This is a genomic window from Bacillus sp. sid0103 (assembly GCF_019219025.1).
The window spans coordinates 1-18438 of sequence record NZ_JAHUWN010000016.1 but is presented as its reverse complement, the minus strand read 5'-3'; the positions used below and the strand labels follow the sequence as shown (position 1 = coordinate 18438).

21 protein-coding genes are annotated in these 18438 nt (G+C 36.7%); 20 read left to right on the top strand and 1 reads right to left on the bottom strand.

Annotation, left to right across the window (positions count from 1 at the left end; genetic code table 11):
* Window positions 1–24: 24 nt before the first annotated feature.
* Both lhaT and ypjB read left to right on the top strand, forming a co-directional pair.
* A complete protein-coding gene (lhaT, locus tag KW850_RS17805; RefSeq protein WP_218349065.1) occupies window positions 25–618 on the top strand; it encodes a lipoprotein heptaprenylglyceryl N-acetyltransferase LhaT in 594 nt (197 codons plus the stop codon).
* 66 nt (window positions 619–684) lie between these two features.
* Window positions 685–1479, top strand: coding sequence for a sporulation protein YpjB (gene ypjB / locus KW850_RS17800; RefSeq protein ID WP_256358320.1), 795 nt, complete (start codon window positions 685–687; stop codon window positions 1477–1479).
* A 36-nt stretch (window positions 1480–1515) separates the two neighbouring features.
* Here ypjB and KW850_RS17795 read toward each other — a convergent pair whose 3' ends face one another.
* Window positions 1516–2388, bottom strand: coding sequence for a YitT family protein (locus KW850_RS17795; protein WP_218349063.1), 873 nt, complete (start codon window positions 2386–2388; stop codon window positions 1516–1518).
* A gap of 202 nt (window positions 2389–2590) precedes the next feature.
* On the opposite strand from KW850_RS17795, the gene KW850_RS17790 reads away from it, so the two are divergent.
* The 18 genes from KW850_RS17790 to KW850_RS17705 all read left to right on the top strand — a co-directional run bounded on the left by KW850_RS17790 (window position 2591) and on the right by KW850_RS17705 (window position 18321).
* Window positions 2591–2935 carry a nucleotide pyrophosphohydrolase gene (locus KW850_RS17790; RefSeq protein ID WP_218349062.1) on the top strand — a complete coding sequence of 115 codons (345 nt, stop codon included), beginning with the start codon at window positions 2591–2593 and terminating at the stop codon, window positions 2933–2935.
* Between the two features lie 5 nt (window positions 2936–2940).
* The gene (dapB, locus tag KW850_RS17785; RefSeq protein ID WP_218349061.1) at window positions 2941–3744 is read left to right on the top strand and encodes a 4-hydroxy-tetrahydrodipicolinate reductase; all 804 of its coding nucleotides are present in this window, start codon (window positions 2941–2943) and stop codon (window positions 3742–3744) included.
* Between the two features lie 12 nt (window positions 3745–3756).
* Window positions 3757–4173 carry a methylglyoxal synthase gene (gene mgsA / locus KW850_RS17780; protein ID WP_218349060.1) on the top strand — a complete coding sequence of 139 codons (417 nt, stop codon included), beginning with the start codon at window positions 3757–3759 and terminating at the stop codon, window positions 4171–4173.
* On the top strand, window positions 4166–4876 hold the full coding sequence (gene bshB1 / locus KW850_RS17775) for a bacillithiol biosynthesis deacetylase BshB1 (protein WP_218349058.1): 711 nt from the start codon (window positions 4166–4168) through the stop codon (window positions 4874–4876). The genes mgsA and bshB1 overlap by 8 nt, the downstream gene beginning before the upstream one ends.
* Before the next feature lie 2 nt (window positions 4877–4878).
* Complete coding sequence (bshA, locus tag KW850_RS17770; RefSeq protein WP_218349055.1) at window positions 4879–6006, top strand: N-acetyl-alpha-D-glucosaminyl L-malate synthase BshA; 1128 nt, start codon at window positions 4879–4881, stop codon at window positions 6004–6006.
* Window positions 6007–6016: 10 nt separating this feature from the next.
* Window positions 6017–7216 (top strand): CCA tRNA nucleotidyltransferase, encoded by a 1200-nt coding sequence (locus KW850_RS17765; protein ID WP_218349045.1) that lies wholly within the window; start codon window positions 6017–6019, stop codon window positions 7214–7216.
* Window positions 7201–8178, top strand: coding sequence for a biotin--[acetyl-CoA-carboxylase] ligase (locus KW850_RS17760; RefSeq protein ID WP_218349044.1), 978 nt, complete (start codon window positions 7201–7203; stop codon window positions 8176–8178). The genes KW850_RS17765 and KW850_RS17760 overlap by 16 nt, the downstream gene beginning before the upstream one ends.
* 238 nt (window positions 8179–8416) lie before the next feature.
* Entirely contained in the window at window positions 8417–9253 is an 837-nt protein-coding gene (panB, locus tag KW850_RS17755; protein WP_218349039.1) for a 3-methyl-2-oxobutanoate hydroxymethyltransferase, read from the top strand.
* Window positions 9250–10098, top strand: a complete 849-nt coding sequence (panC, locus tag KW850_RS17750; protein WP_218349037.1) for a pantoate--beta-alanine ligase — start codon at window positions 9250–9252, stop codon at window positions 10096–10098. Before panB ends, panC begins: the two co-directional genes overlap by 4 nt.
* Window positions 10099–10131: 33 nt before the next feature.
* Window positions 10132–10515: an aspartate 1-decarboxylase gene (gene panD, locus KW850_RS17745; protein ID WP_218349034.1), complete on the top strand. Its 384-nt coding sequence runs from the start codon at window positions 10132–10134 to the stop codon at window positions 10513–10515.
* A 167-nt stretch (window positions 10516–10682) separates the two neighbouring features.
* A complete protein-coding gene (gene dinG, locus KW850_RS17740; RefSeq protein ID WP_218349033.1) occupies window positions 10683–13484 on the top strand; it encodes an ATP-dependent DNA helicase DinG in 2802 nt (933 codons plus the stop codon).
* 86 nt (window positions 13485–13570) lie between these two features.
* A complete protein-coding gene (locus tag KW850_RS17735) occupies window positions 13571–14422 on the top strand; it encodes a ComEC/Rec2 family competence protein (protein ID WP_218349030.1) in 852 nt (283 codons plus the stop codon).
* A 115-nt stretch (window positions 14423–14537) separates the two neighbouring features.
* Entirely contained in the window at window positions 14538–14708 is a 171-nt protein-coding gene (locus tag KW850_RS17730; protein WP_081825341.1) for a YpmA family protein, read from the top strand.
* 15 nt (window positions 14709–14723) lie between these two features.
* Window positions 14724–15197, top strand: a complete 474-nt coding sequence (locus KW850_RS17725; protein ID WP_218349029.1) for a cell wall elongation regulator TseB-like domain-containing protein — start codon at window positions 14724–14726, stop codon at window positions 15195–15197.
* 26 nt (window positions 15198–15223) lie between these two features.
* Window positions 15224–16426 carry a pyridoxal phosphate-dependent aminotransferase gene (locus KW850_RS17720; RefSeq protein WP_256358319.1) on the top strand — a complete coding sequence of 401 codons (1203 nt, stop codon included), beginning with the start codon at window positions 15224–15226 and terminating at the stop codon, window positions 16424–16426.
* A 120-nt stretch (window positions 16427–16546) separates the two neighbouring features.
* Window positions 16547–17242, top strand: coding sequence for a DnaD domain-containing protein (locus KW850_RS17715; protein WP_218349027.1), 696 nt, complete (start codon window positions 16547–16549; stop codon window positions 17240–17242).
* Between the two features lie 61 nt (window positions 17243–17303).
* Window positions 17304–17972, top strand: a complete 669-nt coding sequence (nth, locus tag KW850_RS17710) for an endonuclease III (protein ID WP_218349025.1) — start codon at window positions 17304–17306, stop codon at window positions 17970–17972.
* Window position 17973: 1 nt separating this feature from the next.
* Window positions 17974–18321, top strand: coding sequence for a YpoC family protein (locus KW850_RS17705; RefSeq protein WP_218349024.1), 348 nt, complete (start codon window positions 17974–17976; stop codon window positions 18319–18321).
* Window positions 18322–18438: the final 117 nt, after the last annotated feature.

Here is an 18438-nt window from a genome sequence, read left to right as displayed (position 1 = left end):
ATAAATCATGAAAGGAGCTTACTTGTGCGTTGGATATATCCTCTCTTGGCCAATAGGCAAATTATGATGTTATTATTAATTATCAATATAGCTGGAACCATCTATGGCTATTATTGGTATGGATGGCAATTAAAAGAGACACCAGCTATTTTTCTTTTATTTGTACCTGACAGCCCAACCGCTAGTTTATTTTTTGTTTTTGTATTAATTGCTTTTCTATTACGGAGAAACTGGCCATTAGTAGAAGCGCTTGCTATTGTTACACTTTTTAAATATGGAATTTGGGCTGTAGTAATGAACCTACTGGTCTACTTTGTTCAGGGAGAACTAGATGCGGTTGGTTATATGTTGATTTTTTCCCATTTTGCTATGGCCGTCCAAGGTATTTTATATGCCCCATTTTATCGATTTAAATGGAAGCATTTAATCATAACAGCTATTTGGACCCTGCATAATGATGTGATTGACTATGTTTTCTTCATGTTGCCGAGCTACCATATGCTTGATGAATACACTCCGCAAATTGGCTATTTTACATTCTGGCTATCGATTCTCTCAATCTTTCTAGCCTATTATTTTTCAATTCGGTCCAATCGATATAAACTTGAAATAAAATAATCCAATCTGGTCTAACCTTGTCCACCCCTACATACATTTTATTAGTAATGAAAGGGGGGACAAGGATTGAAAATCAAATGGTTATTTTTATTTGCAATTATCATGATGCTTACTCCCACAACTATTTATGCTGATCATCAATCGCCAATGGAGAAGCTTGATGATATCTCAGATGAAGCACTCCAAATGGTGAAGTTTCATAGATATGATGATGCAAAAAGAATGCTTGATTATTTTTCTGATCAGTTCACTAGTATTTCTGGTACGGATCAGCCATTAACAATGGATGAGGTAAGAATTATCAATACCTCCCACGATGAAGCAATGGAGGCTGCTGTTAGTTCCAACATGAAAGATGAGGAACGAATAAATAAATTTGTTAAATTTCGTCTTGTTATTGATGCCATTGCAACAAGCCATCAACCATTATGGGTAGAAATGGAAGACCAAATTATGACAGCCTTCCATCAGGCAAAAGATGCTGCAAAAAAAGGTGATTCAGGACACTTTCATACAAACTTCAATTCATTTTTATCTTTGTACAATGTTATCTATCCCAGTATGAAAATTGATGTGTCCGTAGAAAATGTTCAAAGACTAGATGCTCGGATTGATTTTATTAATGAATATCGTTCCCAAGTAGTAAGTGATTCAAAAAGTCAAGAGGAATTAGAAAAACTAGATACAGACTTAGTCAATCTCTTTTCCAACATGGAAGAGGATCAGGCAGACCCTAATATTTGGTGGGTTATCATCTCAACAGGAAGCATAATTATCATGACCTTATCCTATGTAGGCTTTAGAAAATACCAAGGTGACAAGAACATGAAAAAAGACCGTTCCAGGGATTTAAAGGATTAATTAAAAAAAGCAATGTCCAGCTGGACATTGCTTTTTTTAATCCACTAAAGGCATTTTATTTTCATCCAAGGTAAATCCTTCACCATGAACATCATGGACAATGGTGATGGAAACAAAGGCATGAGGATCTACCGAAGTGATCACATTTTTTAGCCGGACTATTTCATTTTTAGCCACAACACAATATAAAACTTCCCGCTCACTTTTCGTGTATGACCCATAACCTTTTAAGGCTGTTACCCCGCGGTCCATTTCCTCCATAATTTTAGAGGCAATTTGTTCGTTCTTTTCCGAAATGATCATTGCTCCACGTGCAGAATAAGCACCCTCTAATATGAAATCAATGACTCTTGCACCTATAAAAACAGCCACTAGGGTGTACATGGCCTGCTTATAATTTAAATAGGTTAAAAGTGATAAGGTGATAACACAGGCATCAAACAAAAACATCGTTTTCCCCATATTCCAGCCTGCATATTTTTGGACGAGTCTTGCAATAATATCGACTCCGCCTGTCGTTCCTCCATAACGGAAAATGATTCCCAACCCAATACCTGTTAAAACGCCGGCAAATAATGCAGCTAATGTTAAATCACTTTCAAGCGGCATATCAATGGCATAACGCTGAAATATCCATAAAAAAATCGATACCCCAACCGTTCCTATAATTGTATAAAGGAAGGTATTTCGTCCTAATAATTTCCACCCAATAAAAAAAAGAGGAATATTTAATAATAAATTTGAATAAGATGGATCCCATTTGAACAAGAAATAAAATAAGAGTGCAATCCCTGTAAATCCACCTTCTGCTAACTTGTTTTGCATATTAAAATTGACTAGTCCAAACGACAAGATTGCTGCCCCTAATAGGATGAACAATATGTTTTTTACTTTAAGCCCTGATAACATTAATAATCCCCCCTCTGCCATAAATTCTCTTATATGGCGGTTTTTATTATAGCGAATAAAAATTGCAAGAGCAATGAGTAGCGAAAAAGAGCAGATTATAAATGAAATCATTTGTAAATCGGCGTTAATTTAGCTAACATAAACAATGGATAGTAGTTGTAATATGGACATAATTATCGGACGTAGTAAAGAGGTGAAATACATGGCAAAAGAAAAAACGATGAAAGACCTTCAACAAGAGGTAGATTTGTACATTAGTCAATTTAAAGAGGGTTATTTTAGTCCACTAGCAATGCTGGCGCGACTTACGGAAGAATTAGGGGAATTTGCTAGGGAAATAAATCACTATTATGGAGAGAAACCGAAAAAAACTAGTGAAACCGAAAAAGCCATTGAGGAAGAACTAGGGGATCTTTTATTTGTACTAATTTGTTTTGCTAATTCTTTAAATATTAGCCTCGAAGATGCACATGATTATGTGATGGCGAAATTTAATACAAGAGACAAAGATCGTTGGACAAGAATTAACGATGTTAAGATGGAGTGATTTGGATGGAAAAGATTAGAATTATAATCGCTGGACCCCGCGGAAGAATGGGCAGTGAAGCTGTAAAGTTAGTAACCAATACGAAACACTTTGAACTTGTTGCTGCTGTGGATCATAAATATGATGGGATTATGTTAAGCGATATAGAAGGTTTTCATTCGATACATAATGTGCAAGTTTATTCAAATATTGACACCTGCCTGCAAAATGTTCAAGCTGATGTGTTGATTGATCTAACCACACCTGAAGTCGGCATGCACCATACCAAAACGGCACTTGCCTACAATGTCCGTCCAGTAGTGGGCACTACAGGATTTTCTGCTAGTGATTTAGAGGAATTAGAAGAAATTTGTCAGGAGAAAAATCTGGGATGTATTATCGCTCCAAATTTTGCAATTGGAGCTGTGTTAATGATGAAATTTTCGCAAATGGCTGCAAAATATTTCGAAGATGTAGAAATTATTGAATTGCACCATGACCAGAAGCTTGATGCTCCATCAGGAACAGCTGTAAAAACAGCTGAAATGATTTCTGTTGTTCGAGAGGCGAAAAATCAAGGCCATCCAAATGAAAAAGAAACAATAGAAGGTGCTAGGGGTGCAAATTATGATGGAATGCATATTCACTCCGTACGGTTACCTGGATTGGTCGCTCATCAACAGGTGTTATTTGGTTCCGATGGTCAGACTTTAACCATCAAGCATGATTCCTATCACCGCGGTTCATTTATGTCAGGAGTAAAAGTTGCAGTAGAATCCGTAATGACAAATAATACCTTTGTTTATGGACTTGAAAATATATTAGAGTAGGGAGTCATAATTATGAATATTGCTTTAATCGCTCATGATAAAAAGAAAAATGATCTGGTTCAATTTGCAACCGCCTATCAGTATATTTTTGCGAAGCATACCTTATTTGCAACAGGGACTACCGGACAAAGGATTAGTGAAGCAACGGGGTTAAATATTACTCGTTTCCAATCTGGACCTCTTGGTGGTGACCAGCAAATAGGAGCAATGATTGCCCAAAATAACATGGATGCTGTTTTCTTTTTCCGCGACCCTTTAACCTCTCAGCCGCATGAACCAGATGTCACTGCATTGGTCAGGCTTTGTGATGTATACTCCATACCTCTGGCTACAAATATGGGAACTGCGGAATTATTAATTAGAGGTTTAGAACTAGGACTAATTGAATGGAGAAATCTAAAAAAAGAGAATGGTGTAATCAATGAATAATCCACACCTTCAAGTCCTTGCATTTGGAGCCCATGCAGACGATGTCGAAATTGGCATGGCCGGTACGATTGCAAAATTGACATCAGAAGGAAAACGTGTTGGTATCTGTGACCTAACAGATGCCGACCTTTCTTCGAATGGGAACGTTGAATTAAGAAAATTGGAAGCAGCAAATGCGGCTGAGATTCTTAAAGTTTCAATGCGAACTTCACTTGGTTTTCCAGATAGGGGATTATTTTTTAAAGAAGAATACATAAGAGAAATTGCTAGGATGATTAGACTTACGAAGCCTCGGGTTGTTTTTGCACCTTATTTTGAGGACCGGCATCCTGACCATGGGAATTGTGCTAATTTAGTGGAAGAGGCAGTATTTTCTGCTGGAATAAGAAAGTATGAAACAGAAGGAAATGAACCAGCACACCGCGTGGAGCAAGTTTATTTCTATATGATTAATGGTTTTCATAAACCAGATTTTACAATCGATATTTCACGATATATGGATCAGAAACTCCAAGCATTGAGGGAATACAAAAGCCAATTTGAGCAAACAGAAGAAAGTTACAATACCCCGCTCGTAAATGGGTATATTGAAACAGTAGAGGCAAGGGAAAAAATGTTTGGAAAACTTGTTGGTGTCGCATTTGCTGAAGGGTTCAAAACGAAAGTTCCCATTCTTTTGAATCGAGATTTGATAGGAGAATAACGATGAGGAAATTAAAAATTGGCATTACTTGCTATCCAACCGTAGGTGGTTCAGGTGTGGTAGCGACGGAATTAGGAAAAATGCTGGCTGAAAAAGGTCATGAAATTCATTTCATTACATCAAGTATCCCTTTTAGGTTAAATAAAATTTATCATAATATATATTATCATCAAGTTGAAGTCAATCAATATTCCGTATTTCAGTATCCACCTTACGATATTGCTTTAGCAAGTAAAATGGCGGAAGTAGCAAATCGGGAAAAATTAGATGTGCTTCACGTCCACTATGCTATCCCTCACGCAGTTTGTGCAATATTAGCGAAGCAAATGAGCCACCGTGATGTTAAAATTGTCACCACGTTACATGGAACAGATATAACGATCTTAGGGTATGATCCATCGTTAACAGATGCCATTAAATTTGGAATTGAAAAATCTGATGCAGTAACGGCAGTCTCCAAAGCGTTAGTGGACCAAACCTATGAACTCATTAATCCTGATAAACCAATCGAAACCGTTTATAATTTTATTGATGACCGTATCTATAAAAAAAGTGATGCGCTTGCTTTAAAGTCAGATTTTGAGATAAGGGAAGATGAGAAAGTTATTATTCATGTTTCCAATTTTCGTCCAGTTAAGCGGGTGAAAGATGTAGTGAAATCCTTTGCCAAGATCGCATCTGTAATACCTGCTAAATTACTGTTAGTCGGTGATGGTCCTGAAATGACCATTGTTTGTAAGTTGGTTAGAGAGCTTAGATTAGAAGATCAAGTCATATTCCTTGGAAAACAAGAAAGCTTAGAGGAATTGTACTCCATTAGTGATTTAATGTTGTTATTATCGGAAAAAGAAAGCTTTGGCCTAGTTGCATTAGAGGCGATGGCATGTGGGGTTCCATGTATAGGTACCAATGTTGGCGGTATTCCTGAGGTTATTAATCATGGTGTCAATGGTTTCATTTGTGAAGTGGGTGATATCGAAGATATTTCCAATAAAGCACTAACTGTTTTAAATGACAACATCCTTCACCAACAATTTTCTAACCAATCCGTCTACACTGCAAAAACCAAATTTAAAGCTGACCAAATCGTTGAACAATATGAGCAAATTTATTTTAATTTACTGAATTAAGGTGAAGGAAATGACAGATCCATTCTTAACAGCAGCTCCTGTTTTAAAACAGCTGGAGGATGCTGGCTACGAAGCCTATTTTGTCGGTGGTTCAGTTCGAGATTTTCTGTTAAAAAGAGAGATTAATGACGTAGATATCGCAACTAGTGCCACACCCGCTGAAGTGAAAAAGATTTTTCCGAAAACAATTGATATTGGAATAGAACATGGAACGGTTCTCGTCCTTGTTCAACATGGAGCATATGAAATTACTACCTTTAGAACGGAATCAGAGTATCAAGATTATCGTAGACCCAAAGAAGTTACTTTTATTCGTAATTTAAAGGATGATCTAAAGCGTAGAGATTTTACGATGAATGCAATTGCAATGGACAAAAATAGAAAACTGATAGATCCATTTAATGGTTTATTATCCATACAAAAAAAAGTAATTCAAACAGTCGGAAATCCAAGTGATAGATTTCAAGAGGATGCTCTAAGAATAATGAGAGCTGTTCGGTTTGTTAGCCAACTTTCTTTTCAAATTGAAAAGGGAACAGTTCAAGCATTAGCCATGCTGGTTCATTTGCTTGAGAACATTGCGGTTGAGAGAAAAAGGGTAGAGTTTGAAAAACTTTTAATCGGAAAGAATACACGAACTGCACTTACTATTCTCCTTGAAACAAACATTTATTTATATTTACCTGGTTTGAAGGACAAGAGGCAGTTTTTAGAAAAAATGCTAGGCTTTGAAAGCCCTGACCTTAAGATGAATGAAATATGGTCATTATTGATTTTCTGTTTAAATCTAAAGGAAAAAGAGATTGAGGTTTTCCTAAAGGAATGGCGGCTTTCACTTAAGGAAATTAGAGAGATTCAGCGGATTGTCCATTTCCTCTATATAAGACTTGACCATGAATGGTCTATTTATGACTTATATTCTGCGGGGCGTAATACGATTCTTTCAACAGAAAGGGTCTACCTTGAAATTAATAACATCAAGGAAACAGAATCTTTGCAACGTTGGATCAATCTGTACGACTCTCTACCAATAAAAGATCGTGCAGAAATAAATGTGTCTGGGAATGACCTAATGGCCTTGTTCAATAAAAGAGGAGGACCATGGCTGAAGGAGACGCTTTTAGCTATTGAAAAAAAGATCTTAGCTGGACAACTCGATAATAACATTGAAAAAATCAAGGAGTGGCTAATGAAGTGCAATCTGAAATAAGAAAAGAGCTACTGGATGCCTTTACAAATGCTGGGAATGACTTTCTGTCAGGACAACATCTTGCAGAACTCATTGGATGCTCTAGGACAGCAGTTTGGAAGCATATAGAGGAACTCAGAAAAGAAGGATTTAAATTAGATGCGGTTAGAAATAAAGGCTATCGGATACTAAAAACACCAGAAAAAATAACAGCTGATGAAATACGGCTCGGTTTAGCAACTACCTTGATGGGGAGAAATATCCATTATGAAGAGAGTGTTGAATCTACCCAGAAGATTGCACACCGTTTAGCTTCAGAAGATGCCCCAGAAGGGACAATCATCATTGCCGAAGAGCAGTTGGCAGGGAGGGGGAGAATGGCCCGTAAATGGCATTCCCCAAAATATACTGGTATTTGGATGAGTATGATCTTACGTCCTAATATCCCTCTTAGTAACGCGCCACAATTGACATTGCTAACAGCTGTTGCAATTGTTCAAGCAATTGAAGAAATGACAGACCTTATTCCAGAAATAAAATGGCCAAATGATATTCTTATAAATGGAAAAAAGGTAACGGGGATATTAACGGAATTACAGGCTGAAGCAGATCAAATTCATTCGATTATTATTGGAATAGGTATAAACGTGAATCAAAAGAAAGATGATTTCCCATCAGAGCTTCAAGAAATTGCCACCTCCCTTTTTATTGAGAATAAAGTATCAGTTTCGAGAGCTGAGTTAATTAGAAGTATCCTCAAGCACTTTGAAAAACTGTATACAGTGTATCTCGAACAGGGCTTCTTACCAATAAAACTTTTATGGGAGGGCTATGCCAGCAGTATCGGTAAAAACATAAAAGCAAGAACATTATCGAATACCATTGAGGGAAAAGCTCTTGGCATTACAGATGATGGAGTGTTGAAATTAGAGGATGAGTCTGGTTTCATCCACCATATCTATTCAGCCGATATTGAATTATAATGCTTGAACTTTTCTTGAAATTTGTTATAATTCATTCCAATGGGCAGTATCCACAGCGAACTGCACCTTTATGTGACAAACAATTAAAAAGGTTTCTGCCTAGATCCGTTTAACGGACCGGGACAGAGGGATGAAGCATGTAAAAGAGTAATCGGGATCCTCTGCCTTCAGAAGGATCTTTTTATTTGCTCTTCGAAATCTTCTTTTCCCCTCTCCCAATTAAAAGGAGGGAAAATGGATGAAGCAAACAACAGATTTTTTAAAAATGAAGGAAAATAATGAAAAAATTGTCATGCTGACAGCGTATGATTACCCATCTGCTAAACAAGCAGAAGAAGGAGGAGTCGACGTCATTTTAGTGGGAGACTCCCTCGGAATGGTTGTTCTTGGTTATGACTCAACCATCCCAGTTACGCTTGAAGACATGATCCATCATACGAAGGCGGTTAAACGGGGGGCTAAAGATACATTTATTCTCGCTGATATGCCTTTTTTAACTTATCACCTATCCGTTCGGGATACATTGATGAATGCAGGCAGACTTATTCAAGAAACAGGTGCACATGCGGTAAAACTTGAAGGGGCAGATGATGTCTTAGAAAAAATTGCAGCTCTCACAAAGGCAGGCATTCCTGTATGCGCACATTTAGGGTTGACCCCTCAATCAGTAGGAGTATTAGGCGGGTATAAAGTACAAGGGAAAGATGCACAAGCTGCAAGGAAATTAATGGATGATGCTAAGAAATGTGAAGAGGCAGGAGCATTTGCCATTGTTCTTGAATGTGTCCCAAAACAATTGGCTGAGGAAATTTCACAAAGTCTTTCGATTCCTATTATTGGTATTGGTGCCGGAGTTGACGTGGATGGTCAAGTGCTTGTCTATCATGATATCCTTGGCTATGGTGTTGAACGAGTACCAAAGTTCGTGAAACAATACCATTCCGTAAATCCATTCATGATCGAATCCATTCAAGCGTATGCAAGAGACGTAAAAAGTAAACAGTTTCCTGAGGATAGGCATTCTTTTACAATGAAGGAACAGGAACTGAAAGGGCTTTATGGAGGTATAAAATGAAGGTCATCACAACGATTAAGGAAATGCAGGGGATAATCTCCAACCACAAAAGCCAAAGTAAATCGATTGGCTTTGTCCCAACGATGGGATTTCTCCATGAAGGACATTTAACACTTGTGAATGAAGCAAGACAGGAAAATGATATAATTGTCCTAAGCATATTTGTTAACCCATTACAATTTGGACCAACAGAGGATTATGCTGAATATCCACGTGATTTTGAGCGTGACCGTGCCTTGGCTGAAAGTGAAAAGGTTGATTATCTGTTTTATCCTTCTGCCGAAGAAATGTATCCAAACCAACTTTCAGTCAAAGTTACCGTACAGGATCGGACTGATGTTTTGTGTGGGAGTTCTCGCCCTGGCCATTTTGACGGCGTAGCTACAGTCATTACAAAGCTTTTTAACATCATTATGCCAACAAGAGCCTATTTCGGAAAAAAAGATGCCCAGCAAGTTGCGGTTATTGAGGGATTAATTTCTGATTTTAATATTCCTGTAAATCTTGTTGCCGTAGATATCGTTCGGGAATCTGATGGGCTTGCGAAAAGTTCTCGAAATGTAAATCTGCTTCCGCAAGAAAGACTTGAAGGACCGGTTCTATTTCAAAGCCTTCAAGCTGCAGAAGCAGCCATTAATGAGGGTGAGAAAGACCCTGCTAAATTAATTAACTTGATTCGTGAAATGATTAATCATGAAGCGAGTGGTGTTATTGATTATGTACAAATTTACTCCTATCCACAATTAAAACCATTGGAAAAATTAGAGGGTACAATTATTATTGCGCTCGCTGTAAAATTTTCAAAGGTACGTTTAATAGACAATTTCATCACGAAAATAGATTAATAGGGAATAAGAGGAATTGGAGGAAGAAGATATATGTTTCGCACCATGATGAACGGAAAAATCCATCGTGCTACTGTTACAGAGGCAAATTTAAATTATGTGGGCAGTATCACAATTGATGAAAATATATTAGATGCAGTTGGAATGATTGCAAATGAAAAGGTTCAAATTGTTAACAATAATAATGGTGCTCGTTTAGAGACCTATATTATTCCAGGTGAACGAGGCAGTGGAGTCATTTGTTTAAATGGTGCAGCTGCCCGCCTTGTTCAAAAAGGTGATATTGTCATTATTATTTCCTATGCGGTAGTCGCTGAAGAAAAACTAGCCGCGCATAAGCCAAAAGTGGCAATTATGGATGAAAACAATCGTATAAAAGAACTAATCCATGCTGAACCTGCACTCACAATCATGTAATCCCCAGTTCTGGGGATTTTTCTTTTTTAACAAGAGTTTATATAATATACATAATAATAAAAATCGTAATGATAATGGTAGAATCTGATTCTCCACATAGCATATCCTTTTTGTTTGGAAGATAATGTGATACCGTTTTACTGAACGAAGGTTTGGGGTGTTAATGAATGCTTAATAAATTCGTCGTAATTGATTTGGAAACAACGGGAAACATTCCAAAAAAGGGTGATAAAATCATCCAATTTGCAGCTGTGGTCATTGAAAATGGAAAAATTACAGAAAAGTTTTCATCACTAGTCAATCCAAAAAAATCCATACCATTATTTATTGAAGAATTAACTGGTTTAAATAATGATATGGTCAAAGATGCGCCGCTTTTTTCGGAAATCGCAGAAAAGGTCATGACTTTACTGGATGGAGCCTATTTTGTTGCACATAATGTTTTGTTTGATTTGTCCTTTTTACAAGAAGAATTAATCCAGTCTGGCCAGGAAGGGTTTTTCGGACCTGTTCTTGATACAGTTGAAATGGCAAGAATCCTTTATCCGACTGCAGATGGCTATAAACTATCTGATTTAGCAGAAAGAGAAAAATTGACTCATGATCGTCCCCATCAAGCGGATAGTGATGCACAGGTCACGGCTGAACTTTTTCTTATTCTTTTGGATCGAATGACATCATTACCAATCGTCACGCTAAAACAGCTTGCTCATTTATCAGGAGGACTGAAAAGCGACCTTCAGCAGTTTCTTGATGAATTACTGGTTAATAAAGATGATGCATTGGAAAGATTGCCTGAGTCTATCGAGATTTTTAAGGAACTAGCCTTAAAAAGACTTCCAGATCCTACAGGTTCAACTGCTAATGGTAGTGAGTATCAATATCCTGCAACTGAGTCAGATAAAATTGATTTGGTAAGTAAGGCATTTGATGCATTTGAAAAGAGGACTGGCCAATTTGCGATGATGGATACAGTCTATCAAGCATTTCAAAGTGAAAGGCATTCGGTGATTGAGGCTGGAACTGGTGTTGGTAAATCACTTGGGTATTTGCTTCCAATTGCCTACTTTTCAAGGCAAAATAGGCTTCCTATTGTCGTAAGTACACATACCATTCATTTGCAAGAACAGCTTTTAAAAAATGAAATCCCTCTCTTGGCAAAACTTTTGCCGTTTCATTTAAACTTTGTTTTGCTAAAAGGGAGAAATCATTATATTAGTTTAGAAAAATTTAAACAGACCCTGGAAGAAGAAAACGATAATTACGATACTGGTTTAACCAAAATGCAAATTCTTGTTTGGCTGATCGAAACAGAAACCGGTGATCGGGATGAATTAAACCTTTCAAGCGGTGGGCAAATTTTTTGGAACAAAATTAAAAATGAACCAGCTATTTTTTTACAGAACCAAGAGTGGCAAGATAGAGATTTTTATTTAAGGGCCAAAAGAAAAGTGCAAGCAGCAGATATCATTATTACAAATCATTCTTTATTATTAAGCGATATTAAAGGGGAAGGCACGATCCTACCTGATTTTTCTTACGCTATTATAGACGAAGGACACCATTTTGAAAAAGCGGCAAGTCAGTTCTTTGGACATACATTAGATTATTTATCCACCCGTCTAACATTAAGTCAATTTGGCCTTTATGAACAAAAACAACTCTTTTATGAGATGGAGAAGCTAATTGATACAGTATCAGGAAAAAACGAGATTCTGACACCTACAACTAAGATAAATCAATTAATGGCTGATCTTACGTTTGAAACAGACGAATTATTCCAATTGATTGCCCATTTTGCAAGAGCCAAGATGTCGAATAAAAAAGGAATTAATCGTACCAAGGTTCGTTTTTCAGCAAATGACGAAGCGAAAGAAAAAAAGGCACTTATTCACAGTGCAGAGAGGTTTGCCTTTTTACTTAAGGACCTCTATTCAGAAATTTCCGACCGTCTTGAATGGATTAAAAAGGAGAGTAATTCTTTATCACGTTCGGATGAAAATAAATTGGAAGAAATTCTATCATTTCAATGTGAATTGGCAGAACTTAGAGTTACGGTTATTGATTCCTTTCTTAAACTAACCAACGATGTAAAATGGATTGAAATCGATATTCGTTCACCGCAAAATGTGACTACATTTATGGTTCAGCCGACTTCCGTGGCCGGACAGTTAAAGGAACAATTCTTTCAACTAAAAAAAGCGGTCGTCTTTACATCTGCGACACTGACTGTAAATAAATCATTTGATTATTTCATAAAGGAAATTGGCCTTGATCCTAATGAAACTATACAAGTAAATATCCCTTCTCCATTTGCCTACAATCACCAGGTACAGCTTTTAATTCCGGAAGACTTACCAGAAATAAATTCTGTTTCTCTTGATGATTATGTTATTTCAATTACGGAGCATATTATTACAATTGCTGAAGCAACAAAAGGAAGAATGCTGCTTTTATTTACAGCTTATGACATGCTTAAGAAAACTTATGAATTAATTAAAGAAAGTGGTTTTTTACATGATTATGCGATGATTGCTCAAGGGATAACAAGCGGCAGCCGAACAAGGCTAACCCGGAATTTCCAGCGCTATGATAAAGCTTTATTATTAGGAACCAGCAGTTTCTGGGAAGGAGTAGATATACCTGGTGAAGACTTATCCTGCCTTGTTATAGTCAGGCTTCCATTTAGTCCGCCAGATGATCCTTTAACCGAGGCTAAATGTCAGTTGATAGAAAAACGCGGGGGGAATTCATTTTCAGAATACTCACTCCCTGAAGCAATTCTTAGATTTAAACAGGGATTTGGCCGCCTAATTCGAACAGAAAATGATCGTGGCATTATTGTAGTCTTTGACAAAAGGATTGTAACAACGAAATATGGGAAGGCTTTTTTGAAGTCTATTCCTACTGTACCTATTAATAGGGGAAGGGTCGATGATTTAGTTGAAATTATCCACTCGTGGTTATGATTTGATGTTCATATCAGCGATGACAATTGGATATTATACTGGATAAAAATTGGCAATATACACATCCTATATGTGGGAGGTGTGTCATGAGAACCTTACTCGTACTATTGGCCTTTTTTATTCAAACGACACTCACGGTAGAGGCCTCGAATCCTTCGTTAAATAATATAGAAAACATCGATTTAAATATTAAGGATCATGAAGTTGCAGTGACTTTTCTTGGACTTTCGGAAGGGGAAGCAACTCTTATTCAAGGTGCAAATAATGAGAATATCTTGGTAAATGTCGGCGGGAAAGAAACCAACGCGGAATTAGAAGGCTGGCTTTACCTTTATGATGTGAAGGAGATTTCTAAATTAATCCTTACTAATAATGATCAGGAAGTTACTGAAAAACAAATCAATCGGTTAATATCGAAATACAAAATTAAGGAAATAATTACAACACCTGAACGATCTACTCAAATCAGAAAAAAACTGGATTCAATCAATAAACCAGCAGTTATATCGTGGGGAGCGGGAACAAAGAAAACAATCCTGCCTGAGATGACTGCTGTCGTTCAATTTTTGGGTAGTGAAGATAATGAAGGTATGGATCTGACATTTGAATTTTTTAATCACCGAATTTTCTTTATGACGTCATTTACACCACGCGCGGAGGAAACTCTATTAAGGAAGAATCTTGAGAATATTAATGTTTTTAAAATTCCTAATTGTGCGGTGGAAGACTCTATTTCTGAGAAGTTAATTCAGTATTTAAATCCGCAAATTTCAATTCTATTTTCACCCGAAGAAGAGCAGCATGATCCAGAAATTCTTGTTGATCTGCATGAAACTTGGTCGGAAATTTATTCAACTAAAAAACATGGTACAATAACAATCAAATTCACCGATTCAAATTATGAGGTGATCACAATCCCAATTGAATCGGATGAATAAAATTTAATTTGAAAATCATATCATCTTAGACCCTCTTTTTGCTTCAACCTGTTATAATAATGGATAAGATTTATCAAAAAATGTAGAGAAATAGGAATACATTGGAGGAAAACGGATGGAAAGTAAAATAGAAGTTTTATCAACAGTGAAAATCCAACACAGTCCGGATTTATATAAAATTGTTGATGCCCTTAATCGAACTTTGAAACAGGAAGACCTTATGTTTGGTCTAGCACTGGATCAAGAGAATCAAAATACAGCGATTTTTACGATTTATCGTACATAAAGAAGTGATTTCTAAATGAAAAAGTGGATTATTGTTCTATCAATATTAGTATTAGCTCTGTGTGGATTATTGATAAAAGTTTATTTATCAGCAGTTGATCCTTTAAAAACAGCCGAAAAAAAAGCTGTCACACTTGCGAAAAAGGAAATATCATTAACAGAGGTTGAAGATTTTCATATTTATAATGGGAATGAAACGGTAAATGTCATTGAGGGAAAAAGTAAGAAAGGCGAAAAGGTTATTGTATGGATTCCTGAAAAAAGTAAGGAAATTTTCGTCAGAAAAGCTAACAATGGGCTAACAAAAGAAGCAGCTATACAAAAACTTCAACAAGAAAAAAGCCCTAAGAAGATCATTTCTGTTCGTCTTGGCATGGAAAAAAATATCCCATTATGGGAAATTTATTACCGGTCCAATAATAATTTAATAAATTATTATTATGTTCACTTTGATACTGGTGAGTGGCTTAAAAAAATTGAGAACTTATAAATAAATGGAGAGCGGAGGAAATTGGTATGGTAGTGGAATTAGCTAATCGTGTAAAAGCACTTACACCTTCAACAACATTAGCGATTACAGCGAAAGCAAAAGAACTAAAAGAACAAGGGGAAGATGTCATCGGTCTGGGAGCCGGTGAGCCTGACTTCAATACTCCACAGCATATTTTAGATGCTGCTTATCAATCCATGAATGAAGGACATACGAAGTATACACCTTCAGCTGGCTTACCTGGCTTAAAAAAAGCAATTATCAAGAAATTCGAAGAGGATCAGGAATTAGCATATAATCTTAATGAAATCATTGTCGGCAATGGTGCTAAACATGTCCTCTATACTTTATTTCAAGTGATTTTAAACGATGGCGATGAGGTCATTATCCCGACACCTTATTGGGTTAGTTATCCGGAACAAGTGAAATTAGCAGGCGGTATCCCCGTTTATATTGAGGGATTTGAGAAAAATCAATTTAAAGTCACACCAGAGCAATTAAAAAATGCAATCACAGAAAAGACAAAAGCAGTTATTATTAATTCACCTAGTAACCCAACTGGAGTCTTATATACAGCTGAAGAACTTTTGGAAATAGGCAAAGTTTGTCTTGAAGAGAACATTCTCATCGTTTCAGATGAAATCTATGAGAAGCTGGTATATGGTGAAAATAAGCATATTTCGATTGCTCAACTCTCTCCTGAATTAAAAGAGCAAACGATTGTAATCAATGGGGTTTCCAAGTCACATTCGATGACTGGTTGGAGAATTGGATACGCAGCAGGTAATAAAGTGATCATTGAAGCAATGACAAACCTTGCTAGCCACAGTACATCTAATCCTACAACAACTGCTCAGTATGCAGCAATCGCCGCTTACAATGGTCCACAACAGCCGGTAGAGGATATGCGAAAGGCATTTGAAGAAAGATTAAAAATTATTTTTGAAAAGCTTGTGGCAATTCCAGGTGTGACTTGTGTGAAACCACAAGGTGCTTTTTATCTTTATCCAAATGTGAAGAAAGCAGCAGAGATGACAGGTTACAATAATGTGGATGCTTTTGTTGAAGCCCTGCTGGTGGATGCTAAAGTGGCTGTGATCCCTGGTTCAGGATTTGGAACTCCTGATAATATTAGACTTTCCTATGCAACCTCTTTAAAATTATTAGAACAAGCAGTTGAAAGAATACGCCAATTTGTTGTTTCAAAATCAAGCATTGTCAATAATTAATATTTGCAAAAAGTCTGCGAATAGCTGCAGGCTTTTTGCTTTTAGTTACCAAAGATGGATGCCTAATACTCTTACTCGAACATATTGTTCATGATATACTAAACAGGAGGTGTCCTTAACATGAAAACAAACTTATTAGCATGGATTCAAGAAGGGAACATTACTGTTCCTACATTATTATTTTCTGAATACCGTAATTTAAATTTAAATGAATATGAACTTGTTCTTATATTAAATATTCTCACCTTTTTAGATAAAGGACATGAATTCCCTACTCCCGACGAGCTTTCAGCACGTATGACGATTACCGTTTCTGAATGTAACGAAATGCTCAGAAGACTTATTCAAAGAGGATTTATTCAAATCACAGACGAATATAACAATGATGGCATTCGCTATGAGAAGTATTCAGTCGAGCCTTTATGGGAAAGACTGATAGAACAATTCTTGAAAAAGAATAATAATAAAGAATTAGATAAGAAGACCGATGAAACGGACCTATATACGTGTTTTGAAAAGGAATTTGGACGTCCGCTTTCTCCGTTTGAATGTGAATCTCTAGCTATGTGGATGGATGATGACCATCATGACCCAATTATTATCAAAGCTGCTTTACGTGAATCTGTAATGTCGGGGAAATTAAATTTCCGCTATATTGATAGAATTCTCTTTGAGTGGAAGAAGAATGGAATAAAAACAATTGAGCAGGCAAAAAACCATGGGCAAAAATTTCGTCAAAAGCAAACGCAGAAGGGGAATATTAAGACTGAATCACATCAGCCTAGCGTTCCTTTTTACAATTGGTTAGAACAATAATTTGACTAACGAGGGATCTATCTCTCGTTTTATTTCATTTTAATAGTAGTAGGTGATAGAAATGCTAAATAATATCCAAATCCGTTATTGCCTTGATCAAATGGGAGTGATGTTTCCAGAGGCCCACTGTGAGTTAAATCATTCGAATCCCTTTGAACTAGTCATCGCTGTGGCTTTATCAGCACAATGTACCGATGTGCTTGTCAATAAAGTAACCAAAACATTATTTGAAAAATATAAAACACCTGAGGATTACTTAGCAGTTTCTCTTGAAGAATTGCAAAACGACATTCGCTCGATTGGCCTTTATCGGAATAAGGCTAAAAACATTCAAAATCTTTGTAGAATGGTATTAGATGAATATAACGGTGAAATTCCAACGGATCGTGATGAGTTAACCAAACTGCCTGGCGTTGGCAGGAAAACAGCAAATGTTGTGGTGTCGGTTGCTTATAATGTACCTGCAATTGCAGTAGACACACATGTGGAGAGAGTAAGTAAACGATTAGGTATATGCAGGTGGAAGGATACTGTCCTTGAAGTGGAAAAAACATTAATGAGAAAGGTTCCAAAAGACGAATGGTCTGTCACACACCACCGGATGATATTTTTTGGACGTTATCATTGTAAAGCTCAAAATCCACAATGTCCAAGCTGCCCTTTGTTAGAACTCTGCAGGGAAGGGAAAAAGAGGATGAAAGGTCAGGTCACGCTAAATGGAGCACAATGAGGTGGAGATATCCAATCTACTTACCGAATGGGATAAAAGTAAAAAGCAACTTGAAAAATACTTTCGTGAACGGGATTACCACAATGCAAAAGTGTTGATGGAAAAAGGAATTTACTTATTTATCCAATTTCTATCTAGGGCAAATGAGCTGCCAATTCCACAGAATGAATCGATTAATTATAAACAGTTTGATTTTAAACCTGTTAATGTGGAGGAGCGATTAGCCTTTATTATGGCAAGGCCTGGATTATATCATTCCTATCGGCAGCTTTCAGAGCTAATGATTGAACAAGAAAAGTTGTTTGTAAAGAGAAACATACTAAAAAAAGCGTCTAAACCTGAACTGTAACCCGAATAATGGACACTAATTAAAAAGTGCCCCTTTATTCGGGTTTTTCTATGTCCCCAGAAAGAAAACCCGTTTATAATAAAAGAATTATTGTGGACGGAGGATTTACATGAGTAA